General features: G+C 64.3%; 15 protein-coding genes. 4 read left to right on the top strand and 11 right to left on the bottom strand.

From position 1 onward, the window contains the following. Nucleotides 1-2: 2 nt before the first annotated feature. Both E5CHR_RS21840 and hemP read left to right on the top strand, forming a co-directional pair. The gene (locus E5CHR_RS21840) at nucleotides 3-416 is read left to right on the top strand and encodes an ExbD/TolR family protein (protein WP_162581786.1); all 414 of its coding nucleotides are present in this window, start codon (nucleotides 3-5) and stop codon (nucleotides 414-416) included. A gap of 87 nt (nucleotides 417-503) precedes the next feature. Further along, the gene (gene hemP, locus E5CHR_RS21845) at nucleotides 504-716 is read left to right on the top strand and encodes a hemin uptake protein HemP (protein ID WP_162581787.1); all 213 of its coding nucleotides are present in this window, start codon (nucleotides 504-506) and stop codon (nucleotides 714-716) included. A 172-nt stretch (nucleotides 717-888) separates the two neighbouring features. Here the strand turns inward: hemP and E5CHR_RS21850 are convergent, their stop codons facing one another. After that, a complete protein-coding gene (locus E5CHR_RS21850) occupies nucleotides 889-1,296 on the bottom strand; it encodes a GlcG/HbpS family heme-binding protein (RefSeq protein ID WP_162581788.1) in 408 nt (135 codons plus the stop codon). 182 nt (nucleotides 1,297-1,478) lie between these two features. On the opposite strand from E5CHR_RS21850, the gene E5CHR_RS21855 reads away from it, so the two are divergent. Then, nucleotides 1,479-2,180 carry a Bax inhibitor-1/YccA family protein gene (locus tag E5CHR_RS21855; protein ID WP_162581789.1) on the top strand — a complete coding sequence of 234 codons (702 nt, stop codon included), beginning with the start codon at nucleotides 1,479-1,481 and terminating at the stop codon, nucleotides 2,178-2,180. A 42-nt stretch (nucleotides 2,181-2,222) separates the two neighbouring features. On the opposite strand, the gene rlmD is transcribed toward E5CHR_RS21855, so the two are convergent. The 5 genes from rlmD to surE form a co-directional block, all read right to left on the bottom strand. Then, nucleotides 2,223-3,659: a 23S rRNA (uracil(1939)-C(5))-methyltransferase RlmD gene (gene rlmD, locus E5CHR_RS21860; RefSeq protein ID WP_162581790.1), complete on the bottom strand. Its 1,437-nt coding sequence runs from the start codon at nucleotides 3,657-3,659 to the stop codon at nucleotides 2,223-2,225. A gap of 44 nt (nucleotides 3,660-3,703) precedes the next feature. After that, nucleotides 3,704-4,606 (bottom strand): sigma-70 family RNA polymerase sigma factor, encoded by a 903-nt coding sequence (locus tag E5CHR_RS21865; protein WP_443083122.1) that lies wholly within the window; start codon nucleotides 4,604-4,606, stop codon nucleotides 3,704-3,706. Between the two features lie 138 nt (nucleotides 4,607-4,744). Further along, a complete protein-coding gene (locus E5CHR_RS21870) occupies nucleotides 4,745-5,680 on the bottom strand; it encodes a peptidoglycan DD-metalloendopeptidase family protein (protein ID WP_162581792.1) in 936 nt (311 codons plus the stop codon). Nucleotides 5,681-5,691: 11 nt separating this feature from the next. Then, nucleotides 5,692-6,465 (bottom strand): protein-L-isoaspartate(D-aspartate) O-methyltransferase, encoded by a 774-nt coding sequence (locus tag E5CHR_RS21875; protein ID WP_162581793.1) that lies wholly within the window; start codon nucleotides 6,463-6,465, stop codon nucleotides 5,692-5,694. A 2-nt stretch (nucleotides 6,466-6,467) separates the two neighbouring features. Continuing rightward, nucleotides 6,468-7,232 carry a 5'/3'-nucleotidase SurE gene (gene surE, locus E5CHR_RS21880; protein ID WP_162581794.1) on the bottom strand — a complete coding sequence of 255 codons (765 nt, stop codon included), beginning with the start codon at nucleotides 7,230-7,232 and terminating at the stop codon, nucleotides 6,468-6,470. Between the two features lie 123 nt (nucleotides 7,233-7,355). Between surE and E5CHR_RS21885 the strand changes: the two genes are divergently transcribed. After that, nucleotides 7,356-8,342, top strand: a complete 987-nt coding sequence (locus E5CHR_RS21885) for an NADPH:quinone oxidoreductase family protein (RefSeq protein ID WP_162581795.1) — start codon at nucleotides 7,356-7,358, stop codon at nucleotides 8,340-8,342. Between the two features lie 64 nt (nucleotides 8,343-8,406). Here E5CHR_RS21885 and E5CHR_RS21890 read toward each other — a convergent pair whose 3' ends face one another. The 5 genes from E5CHR_RS21890 to E5CHR_RS21910 all read right to left on the bottom strand — a co-directional run bounded on the left by E5CHR_RS21890 (nucleotide 8,407) and on the right by E5CHR_RS21910 (nucleotide 11,134). Next, the gene (locus tag E5CHR_RS21890; protein WP_162581796.1) at nucleotides 8,407-8,748 is read right to left on the bottom strand and encodes an H-NS histone family protein; all 342 of its coding nucleotides are present in this window, start codon (nucleotides 8,746-8,748) and stop codon (nucleotides 8,407-8,409) included. Between the two features lie 284 nt (nucleotides 8,749-9,032). Continuing rightward, on the bottom strand, nucleotides 9,033-9,563 hold the full coding sequence (locus E5CHR_RS21895) for a DUF2514 family protein (protein WP_162581797.1): 531 nt from the start codon (nucleotides 9,561-9,563) through the stop codon (nucleotides 9,033-9,035). An 88-nt stretch (nucleotides 9,564-9,651) separates the two neighbouring features. Further along, entirely contained in the window at nucleotides 9,652-10,332 is a 681-nt protein-coding gene (locus E5CHR_RS21900; protein WP_162581798.1) for an SGNH/GDSL hydrolase family protein, read from the bottom strand. Beyond that, a complete protein-coding gene (locus tag E5CHR_RS21905; protein WP_162581799.1) occupies nucleotides 10,329-10,853 on the bottom strand; it encodes a glycoside hydrolase family protein in 525 nt (174 codons plus the stop codon). Before E5CHR_RS21905 ends, E5CHR_RS21900 begins: the two co-directional genes overlap by 4 nt. After that, complete coding sequence (locus E5CHR_RS21910; RefSeq protein ID WP_162581800.1) at nucleotides 10,850-11,134, bottom strand: holin; 285 nt, start codon at nucleotides 11,132-11,134, stop codon at nucleotides 10,850-10,852. The genes E5CHR_RS21905 and E5CHR_RS21910 overlap by 4 nt, the downstream gene beginning before the upstream one ends. Nucleotides 11,135-11,275 lie beyond the last annotated feature (141 nt).

Genomic DNA, 11,275 nt, shown 5'->3' on the forward strand with positions numbered 1-11,275 from the left:
CGATGGCTTTCGGCACCCAGGACGAGCCCGACGAGGTCATGAATGAGATCAACATGACGCCGCTGGTCGACGTCATGCTGGTGCTTCTCATCATCTTCATCATCACCGTTCCCGTGATGAAGCATGCCGTGAATATCGACCTTCCCCGCGCCAGCAGCGAACCGGAGCACACCAAGCCGCAGAACATCGTGTTTACGGTAGCGGCCGACGGCAGCTATTACTGGAACGAGCAGAAGATCGCGGACAGCGAATTGACGACGCGCCTGGCAGCCGAGGCCGCCAAGGACCCGCAGCCTGAACTGCACATCCGCGGCGACAAGGCGGTCCGCTACGAGCGTGTGGCGCAAGCCATGTCGGCGGCGCGCGAAGCCGGGGTGCGCAAGATCGGATTCATCACTGAGCCCGAGCCCAAGTAGCAAACGCGCAGAAATACGATACGGGCGATTGACATTTACTTGAGAATCGTTATCATTTACTCATCGTTTCGATGGAGGGAATTACCGATGCAAGCAGTGCCCAACGCGTTCAATGTCCTGAGCCATCCATCGCTCGATCATTCGGGCGGTGGCCGCGCAGGCAGCGAACCGCCAAGGCCGGCGCCGCTCTTCGAAAGCGCCGAGTTGCTCAAGGGCGGCAAGAGCGTCGGCATCATGCACAACGGCTCGTTGTACCGGCTCCAAGCCACCAAACTCGGCAAGTTGATCCTCACGAAGTAGGTCAGCTCGCTTCTCGCGCAAGTTTCATCGTGGGGCGACTCGAGGAGATCTGATCTCCGAAGGGTCGTTTTTGCTAGCCAACGGCTTCTTGCCGACTAGCCAAGCTTTTTTTCACGTCGAACCGCCAAGAACAACGCCGACCCAGGTCGGCGTTTTGCTTGGGCGCTCGGCGTCAAAGACCAAGCGCGGCAATCCCCGCCCTGGCGATCTGCGCATCTTCGTTCGATTTGACCCCGCTCACCCCGATCGAACCGATGACATGGCCATCCTTGACGATGGGAACCCCGCCCTCAAGCAGGCCATCTATGCCTGGTGCCGACAGGAAGGACGTACGCCCGCCGTTGACCATGTCCTCGTAAACCTTGCTCTCGCGCCGCCCCATGGCGGCCGTATGGGCCTTTGCAGGCGCGATGTGCGACGAGACGGCGGCGGCACCGTCCAGTCGCTGCAGCCACAGCAGATTGCCGGCATCGTCCGCAATGGCAATGGTGACGGCCCAGTTGTTCTTGAGCGCTTCGGCTTCGGCCGCAGCAGCGATCGCCTTCACGTCGGCGAGTTCCAGAAAAGACTTGGTCTTCATGATGTTGCAAGTAATGGGCAAACGCCAAGCATAGCGCCAGCCCGAACCACCTCCCGATCGCTTCCGAAATGTGCGGCGCGCTTTAGCGCCATGCCAAGGCGGGTCTTTTCCCGGGCGGATACTTGCAGCCCCCTAGAATGGCCCCAACTGCTGCTTCGCAGCCAACATCAGGAGTTTCAGCAATGAACGACCGCGTCAACACCCTTGCCACTTCCGTAGGCTACGGCCAGGCGCTGCCGCAAGCCGAGCGGCAACGCGTCCTGCGCAACACCTACTGGCTGCTCGCCTTCAGTCTTCTGCCCACCGTCCTGGGCGCCTGGTTGGGCGTGGCGACCGGCCTCACCCGCGCGCTCACCGGAGGCATCGGCCTTATGGTGTTCCTCGGGGGTGCCTTCGCTTTCATGTTCGCGATCGAGAAGACCAAGAACTCCGCGGCCGGCGTCCCCGTGCTGCTGGGCTTCACCTTCTTCATGGGCCTGATGCTGTCGCGCCTCATCGCAATGGTGCTGGGCTTCAAGAACGGCTCCGAGCTGATCATGACCGCCTTTGGCGGCACCGCCGGGGTGTTCTTCGTCATGGCTTCGCTAGCCACCGTGATCAAGCGCGATCTGTCGGGGATGGGCAAATGGCTTTTTGTCGGCGCTTTGGTACTGATGATCGGTGCGATCATCAACGTGTTCGTCGGGTCCAGCGCCGGCATGCTTGCGATCTCGGTCGCGGCAATCGGCATCTTTTCGGCGTACATGCTCTATGACCTCAAGCAGATCATGGACGGGGGCGAAACCAACTACATCAGCGCCACGCTCGCGCTCTACCTGGATATGTTCAACGTGTTCCAGAGCCTGCTTGCGCTGCTGGGCATCTTCGGCGGCGAACGCGACTGACGCCGGCTCCTCTCCTAAAAAGGGCCTTCTCGGGCCCTTTTTTCATGGCCGATCGAACACCGCAATCGACTCGACGTGCGCCGTGTGCGGAAACATGTTGACCACCCCCGCGAAAGTGCAGCGATAGCCCGCTTGATGTACCAGCAGCCCGGCATCCCGCGCCAAGGTCGAAGGGTTGCAGCTGACGTAGACGATCCGCCTGGGCGGCGTCCAGCCGTCCTTGGTTAGATCGGGCTCCTGGTGCAGATCGGCCAACGCCTTGGCCAGCGCAAATGCGCCCTCGCGCGGCGGATCCACCAGCCATTTGTCTGCTGTGCCGTCCGCCATCAGCATGGAGGGCGTCATTTCGAACAGATTGCGCGCGACGAAGCTCGTTGGTGCCAACGGGCCCCGGCCGGGCGCCGCAGGCCGGTTACGCGCAAGGTTCTCCGTCGCCCTGGCAACCAGCGTGGCGCTGCCTTCTATGCCCAATACTTCCCGCGCGCGAGTCGCAAGCGGGAGCGTGAAATTCCCCAGCCCGCAGAACCAATCGATGACGCGCTCCTTCGGCTGCACGTCCAGCAGGCGCAAGGCGCGGCCGACGAGCGCGCGATTGATAGACGCGTTGACCTGCGTGAAATCGGTCGGCTTGAATGGCATGGTGACGCCGAACTCCGGCAACTGGTAAGCCAGCATCGGCTCGCCGGATTCGAGCGGTCGTGCCGTTTCCGGTCCTTTCGCCTGAAGCCACCACTGAACCCCGCTGTGCGCGACGGCAAAGCCCCTGAGCCGGGCAATATCCTCGGGCGACAGGGGCTCCAGGTGCCGCAGTACCAGCGCGATCACGCCGAGCCCAGCGCCATCGGGCGCGTCCCCGCAGGCGAGCTCGATTTGCGGACACGTATCGCGTGCGTCCATCGATCCGATGAGCTCACGCAGCGGCATCAGCATGGCACTGACGGGCGCTGGAAGCACGGGGCACACCTGCATGTCGGCGAGATAACGGCTTTTGCGTTCGTGGAAGCCGATCAGTACCGTCCCCTTCTTCACGACGTGCCGCACCGACAGGCGAGCGCGATATCGGTAGTGCCACGCGGGGCCCTCGAGCGGGCGAAGCATGTTCTCAGGACGCACCTTGCCCAGGTGCCACAGGTTGTCTTCAAGCGCACGCTGCTTCACTGCCACCTGGGCCGTGGGGTCGAGGTGCTGCATCTTGCAGCCGCCACAAGCGCCGGTATGCAGCCCGAAATGCGGACATCCGGGGCGCACACGCTGCGCTGATTCACGGCGAATCGCGGTCACGGTGCCCTGCTCCCAGTTGTTCTTCCTGCGCTGTACCTGCAGCTGCACTTCTTCGAAAGGCAGCGCGCCTTCGATGAACACCACCATGCCGCTGGCCTTGTGTGCCACGCCTTGTGCGTCGAGGTCGAGCGACTCGACCTGTAGCCACTCATCGTGAAGCTGCTGCTGCGCCTGTTTCTTTTCCATCGAATCCGTCATGAATGGATTGTCTCAGGGCGGCATGCAACGCCCCGGAGGAGCACCTACAGGAACGCGTCGCGCTGGACGCCGGCTCGAGCAAGCTGGCGGCGCATCTTGGCCAGTGCTTCGTTCTGGATCTGCCGCACGCGCTCGCGCGTGAGACCCAGGCGGACGCTCAGTACTTCGAGTGTCTCCGGATCACGGTCGTGCAGGCCGTAGCGTCCTTCCAGTACCTCGCGCTCGCGCACACTCAGGGCCAGGATCCACTGGTCGAGAAGCTTTTCGACTTCATGCGCCTGGGTGGTGCCCGCCGGATCACTGTGCTCGTCCTCCGAGGCGACCGTGTCTGCCAGGCTGAAGCTGTCCTCGCTTCGTTCGCTGCCTGCATCGAGCGAACGCGGTGCCTCGGCGAGTGCCATCAGATCGGCCACTGCCTGCACCTCGCGGCCCAGCAGCGCCGCGACGTCTTCCACCCGCACGCCATCGGGGCGGCGGGCAATGAAGTCGGCATCGCCTTCCAGCGCGCGCCGAGCGCGCATCACCTGCTGCAGTTCGCGCACCACATGCACCGGCAGCCTGATCGCGCGTGCCTGCATCATGGCTGCGCGCTCGATCGACTGCCGAATCCACCAGGTGGCATAGGTCGAAAAGCGAAAGCCGCGTTCGGGTTCGAACTTGTTGATCGCATGCATCAGGCCGAGATTGCCTTCTTCGATCAGGTCCGCCAGCGGTACACCGCGGCCGAGATAGCCTTTGGCGATGTTCACCACCAGCCGCAGGTTGTGCTCGATCATCGACTGCCGTGCAGAGAAGTCCCCGCTGCGCGCGGCGCAGGCCGTGCGATATTCCTCGTCGGGCGTGAACAGCTCGGTGCGCCGGATCTCGCGCAGGTAGAGCGTCAGCGAGTCGCCGCCCTCGCCGCCGAGATCGGGCGAGGCGCCATCGCGCGAAGCGTCCGATGCCATCTCGCTCTCTGCACGCTCGGCCGCCTCCGTCGCAGCAACTGCCGGTCCGGAAGCGTTGAAGGGTGCGGCACCACCATTGCCCGCCGCGCGCCGCACGATCTGAACGCGACGCAGGCGAGAGGCGGCCATGCAGGGGTCCTACCGGGCGGGCAGGTAGCGCGCCGGATCGACAGGTTTGCCCTGCCGACGAATCTCGAAGTGCAGCTTTACGCGGTCCGCGTCGCTGTTGCCCATTTCGGCAATTTTCTGGCCCTTCTGCACCGACTGGTCCTCCTTCACCAGCAACGTCCGGTTGTGGGCGTAGGCAGTGAGGTAGGTATTGTTGTGCTTCAGGATGATCAGGTTGCCATAGCCGCGCAGCCCGGCCCCGGCATAAACGACGCGCCCATCGGCCGCGGCGAGCACCGAGTCGCCAGCCTTGCCGCCAATGTCGAGGCCCTTGTTCTTGGCCTCATCGAATCCCGCAATCAATGAACCCTGCGCAGGCCAGATCCAGCCGACGTCTTCGTCCCCGGATGCCGTCGCAGCGGGTGACGCAGGCGAGGCAGTCACGATGGACGGCGTCGGCTTGACAGCAGCGCTCGCAGCCGCAGCAGGCGCCGGGGCCGCAGCAGCGGGGCCCGGGGCAGCCGAGGACGCAGCAGTCCGCGAAGCATCCGACCCAAGGGGTGCAGGCGTTGCCGCCGCCGGTGCGGTGGTGGCGCCGGCAGGCGGAATCACGCGCAACACCTGACCCACTTCGATCAGGTCGGGATTCTCGAGATTGTTCCAGCGCACGATGTCACGCCAGTTCTGACCCGTCTCGGTGCCGATGCGGCGAATGGTGTCGCCAGGACGCACGGCGTAATAACCGGGCTTGCCGTAATTCTCGATGCCGGGAAGCGGCTTGCCCGATGCATCGGTGGTGATGAGAGGCGTACCTGAGGCGGTCGACGGAGCAGCGACTGGCGCACCGATCATCGTGCCGCGGTCTTCGACCGGAACGGGCCCGCGTTTCGCGGCACACCCCGCAATCAAGAGTGCGACCAGCAGCGTCACGCCAGCAAGCCAGCCCCGATTGCCAATACCCTGCATGTGTTCTTCCTTCAAGCAATTCCCGATTTTAGGGGGACAAAGTGAACCGCCTCAAGAATGCGGCGCTCCAGTCCGCGTGCGGTCTTGTCGATCACGACAAGGGCCTGTCCTCCCGCGGACGATTGCGTTGGGGCGACGATGCGACCCCCGACGGCGAGTTGCGCGAGCCATGTCTCCGGCACCGCATCACCCCCGGCCGCGGCAATGATGCCGGCGTACGGCGCGCCCTTCGCGTAGCCCACCATGCCGTCGCCGAGGAGAAGGTGGACGGTAGCCAGGCGGAATGGACGTAGATTGGAGCGCGCCCGCTCATGCAAGCCTCGCAAACGCTCGATGCTGTAGACCTCGGTTGCGACATGGCTCAGCACCGCGGCCTGGTAGCCGCAGCCGGTACCGATCTCGAGCACTCGTCCGAGTCGATCGCCGGGCTTGTTCGCCAACGCAGGGGCACCGAGCAGCAGCTCGATCATTCGCGCCACCACGCTAGGCTTCGAGATGGTCTGGCCAAGACCGATCGGCAGGCTCGTGTCTTCATACGCCTGGTTGACCAAGGCGCTGTCGACGAATCGATGACGCTCGACCGTGTTCATGGCACGCACCACGCGCGCGTCGGCGATGCCCTGGGCAGCGAGCCGCTGGACCATGCGGGCGCGCACCGCCTCAGACGCCATGGATGGCGTGTGATGAACGAGGGGCTTTATGGGAACAGCCGAGGGCCGACCGCGTGTCGCCGCAGATGCGGTGGGCGTGAGCCGCACGGGAAACCCAGGCCGTTGACTCGCCATCGTCAGGAGGACTTGCCCAGTCGTGCCACCGTCTCGCGCCACTGTTCCAGATGCGCGTGGTCGGTCAGATCGATCTGCAGCGGCGTCAAGGCGATGTGGCCCGCGGCAGTCGCATGGAAGTCGGTACCTTCTCCACTGTCTTTGGCGCCGCCCGCGCCGGCGATCCAATACATGGTCTCGCCCCGCGGACTGTCCTGGGTGATGACTTTCTCCGCTGCATGGCGGCGGCCCAGCCTGCAGACCTTGATGGGCTTGAGCTCTTCGAAAGGCAAATTCGGTATGTTGACGTTGAGCAGGAACGCGGCCCCCCCGAGCATGCGATCCCGCTCGACCTGCTCGACCAGCCTTCGCGCCGCGCGCGCCGCGGCATCGACGTGCGCCCACCCCTTCTCGATCTGCGAGAAGGCAATCGCCGGAATGCCGAAAAGGTACGCCTCCATGGCGGCTCCGACCGTGCCCGAATAAATGGTGTCATCGCCCATGTTGGCGCCGTTGTTGATGCCGGACACGACGAGATCGGGCCGGTACTCGAGCAGACCCTTGAGCGCGATATGCACGCAATCCGCCGGCGTGCCGGTGACGTAGCGAAAACCGTTGTGCGCCTTATGCACGTAGAGCGGTGCCGCGAGCGTGAGCGCATTCGACTTGGCGCTGTTGTTGTGCTCCGGGGCAACCACCTCGACTTCCGCTACTTCCTTGAGCGCGTCGTGCAATGCCACGATGCCGGGAGCCTGGAAACCATCGTCGTTCGAAATCAGTATCTTCATGGCTTTGGTAGTGCGCGCGATTGTAGGCGCCGGCCGCGTCACGACAGGGACAATGCCGGCCCGCAGCCCGTCCTATCATGAACGGGATCTATTGCCTTCTGATTCACCCAAGGAGACCCGAGCATGCACGCATGGCTCTGTGAAAACCCGACCGGCGTCGATGCGCTGGCCTGGAAAGAACTGCCCACCCCAGCGCCTCAGGCGGGCCAGGTGCTGATCGAGATCAAGGCGGCGAGCCTGAACTTTCCCGATCTGCTGATCGTGCAGAACAAATACCAGATGAAGCCGCCGCTACCCTTCGTACCAGGATCGGAGTACGCCGGCGTCGTTTCGGCGATCGGAGAAGGAGTCACCCACTTGCGCGTGGGCCAAAGTGTTGCCTGTCTATCGGGCACAGGCGGATTCGCTACCCACGCGCTAGCGCCTGCTTCTCTCTGCATACCCCTTCCCGACGGCTTCGGGCATGTCGATGCGGCGGCGTTCATCATGATCTATGCCACCTCTTGGCACGCGCTGATGGACCGGGCACAGCTCAACCCCGGCGAGACGGTGCTGGTGCTCGGCGCCGCCGGCGGCGTCGGCACTGCCGCCATACAGATCGCCAAAACCGCCGGCGCCAAAGTAATTGCCGCAGCGTCGACCGACGAGAAATGCGAACTGTGCAAATCCATCGGCGCAGACCTCGCGATCAACTACACCACGCATGCACTTCCCAATGCGTTCCGCGACGCGATCAAGGTTGCGACCGGCGGGAAAGGTCCCGACGTGATTTACGATCCCGTGGGTGGAGAATTTGCGGAACCTGCGTTCCGTTCGATTGGGTGGCGAGGGCGCTATCTGGTGGTGGGTTTCGCATCGGGGCCGATTCCTTCGCTCCCGCTCAATTTGATGCTGCTCAAAGGCGCGTCGGTGGTTGGCGTGTTCTGGGGCGATTTCGCCAAGCGCGAACCCAAGGCGAATGCGCAGATGATGGACGAATTGGTGAAGTGGTATGGCCAAGGCAAGATCAAGCCGGTGATTGACGCCACGATGCCGATGGCCGAACTGAAAGCGGCCTATGCCCACATGGGCTCGCGCGGCGTCAAGGGCAAGCTCGTCATGGTCAACTAAGCCAGCCACGCTGTCGCCAAAAAAAAAGCCCGCGATGCGGGCTTATTTATTGGAGGGGAAGGCGTCAGTTGATCTCGAACTCGGACAACGATTTGCCCGCGGCCAGTGCCTCGGTAATCCAGCGCGGCTTGCGACCACGTCCTCCTGACCAGGTTTCTCCTGTCGGGCTGCGGTACTTTGCCGCAGACTTCGGCGCGGCGACAGAAGTTCCTCGCCTGCTCGTGCCCCGCGACGCGAGCTTCAAATCGGCTGCGGTAAGGCCGTATTCTGCGATCTTCTTCCGCAACTCCTCGACCACGCTTGCGCGCTCTTGATTGCGCAGCTCCTCGGCTTGCTTGCGCAATTGCGCAATCTGCTCGTCGTGCTTCTTGATCTGGGAATTAATGTCGGCAAGTGTTGAGGCCATTGGTACAAGTTCCTCCGAATTAGGAAGCCCGAATTCTAATTCAAGTCCGAATTGCCGCAAGCATAGCGCGCGCAAAAAAAAGCGCCGGTCGACGGACCGGCGCTTTGCATCAATGGCTTGGGGTGGCTGATGGGACTCGAACCCACGACGACCAGAATCACAATCTGAGCAGGATCGTGAGTATACATGCGGCTTCCGAGCCCTTCGTGGGAATTTTCGAGCCCTCGCACGTCACGGCTGGACGCGGGCTCCCGGCCCTTCGTTCCCACGCTCCGGGCCTGTTTTCACGGGCCCAATGCGTCGTAGCTTTTCTCACACAATCGGCCGGCTATTCTGGCACGGTCAGCGTAGGCAGCAAGGAATTCCACTCGCTGGCTACAGCGGCCGAGCACGTCGGCAAGCACTCCGATGGGATCGGCTCCTGCCGTGCCTCGCTCGAGAGCGGCGGCGCGTTCATTCGCTCTTCGCGCGGCGGCGGCGTATTTGGCGATTTGCAGGCGCAGCTTGTCACCAGCAGCGCGAGCAGTAGAAGCATGGCCCTGGGCAATGCGTGTTTCTTTTGCGGCTTCATCGACGGCCTTCCTCTGTTCTAAATTGATGCGCTCGAGCTCGAGCAGCCGCGCACGCGCGACCAGCCGGCCAGTTTCGGCAACCGTGGCCTTGTAGTCGGCGAGCTCCACGCGGACCTCGGCCGTCTTCGTACGCTCGGCGTGCACCTGGGCTTCCTTCACCAGCCCGAAGGCCAGCGCGCCGGCAAGCAGCAGCGCCCATAGCGCGCCCGGCAGCATGTCGAAGATCCCGGCGAGCGCCCTCATTCGTCACGCTCCTTGTCGGGCTCCGGCAGCTCGGGCCACGCGAACAGATCCATGAAGCACATCCAGGCAAGCCGGGGAAAGAGGAACATCATGGCCGGCACCCCGCAGCAGCATCGAGCGTGACAGCCAGGCGCTCAATCAGGCGATCGCTGTAGGCCCGGCCAGGGTGCACGCTGTCGGGCACGTCGGCCGGCCCGTCGAACTGCACGCTTCCCCAGTCGGCGAAGTGCACGCCCTTGGCCTCGGCCAGCTCGGCGGCCGCGGCGTTGAGCTGCTCGCGGCCCTGGAGCGCGCCCGGCGCGAGCACGAGGCCCGCAACCTGATGCGAGAAGCCAGTGATGACCGGCACCCGGCCCTCGGCGCGCACGTAGTCGACCATCCCGCCCAGCACGCTCTTGAACTCGGCCGCGGTCATGTGCGCCCACGAGTCGATCACGCCGTTCTCGATGACGATCACGCGCGCCGATCGCGGGTCGTTGTAGAAACGCGCCGCGAGCTGCTGCAGCGACGTTCCGGCCACGGCCTTGTCGATCACGGCGAGCTCGGGGCGCAGCGCGCGTAGCACCATCGCCGGCGTTTCCGCGGTACCGTTGCCGGCCATGATCGAGTCGCCGTAGAGCTCCACGGTGCACGCCTTCTGCGCCTGCGGCGCCGGCTCGGCGGTCTTGTCGGGCGTGGTGGCCACCGGCAGCGCGAAGCCGCCACCACCGCCACCACCACCGCAAGCAAACAGGAAGGCGCACAGCGCCAGGGTCAGGAGCTTCTTCATTGGACAGCCTCGCATTTCGCGTTTCGTTGGAGTTGCCTGTCCCACACGCCCCAGCACCGCTTGTTCGGCAGGCCGTTGATGAGCGTGGAACAGTCGTAGCCCGCGGCGAAGCGATACAGCAGGTATGCATCGCAGGCCTGGGAGTAGTTGCCCGCCTTCGTCTCGCGCGCCATGGATGACTGCTGCCAGCGGTAGCAGCCGTACTGGCCGGCGAAGTCGACGGCCTGGGCGAACTCAACGGGGTGGATCAGGGTGTCGCCGAGCGACTTGCGCACGCACTGCGCATAGGTGCCCTCGAGCAGGTTCTCGGCGAGCTCGGCCGCGCGCTGGCGCGTGATGGGCGGGTCTGCCATCGTCACGCGCCGGCCGTCTTCGTAGTGCGTGGCACCGTGGCCGATGGTGGGCACATCGCCCTTGGTCGGGATCTCCGGCTTGGGCGCGAAGCCTTCCGAGGCGATCCAGGCCGCGAGGATGGCGGCGCTGACGCCCAGCGTCTTCGCGGGGACGCGCCCGGCGTTCAATCGTCCGCCCCCAGCGCCTCGAGCGGCGCGCGATCAGAGTCCCGCGCGAGCTTTCGCAGGCGCACCTGGTGCTCTTCCCTCTCGCGCAGATCCCGGGCGCGCTGGCGCTCGTTCTCCTGACGCTTGAAGTGAATGTTGACCAGCAGGCCGGCGAGGCCGAGCAAGATGCCGCACCAGAAACCCCAGTCGATCGCCGCGAGGGCGCTCGCGACAGTGGTTCCTGCGCCGACGTAGGTAGCCTTGTTGCCGAGCCACTCGAGGAACGTCTCGAGCCGGCTCATGCGCAGAGCCCTCGCGGTTGGAGGGCTCTGCGGTTGACGGGAAAGGCCGTCGCCTTAGCTTGGGTGGGCATGTCGGTCCTTGTGGACCGCGCTGCCCCGGTAGGTGTGCCCTGCGTTTATAGGCGGGCGCCGCGCCCGCCG

This window comes from Variovorax sp. PBS-H4, assembly GCF_901827205.1.
GTDB lineage: Bacteria > Pseudomonadota > Gammaproteobacteria > Burkholderiales > Burkholderiaceae_C > Variovorax.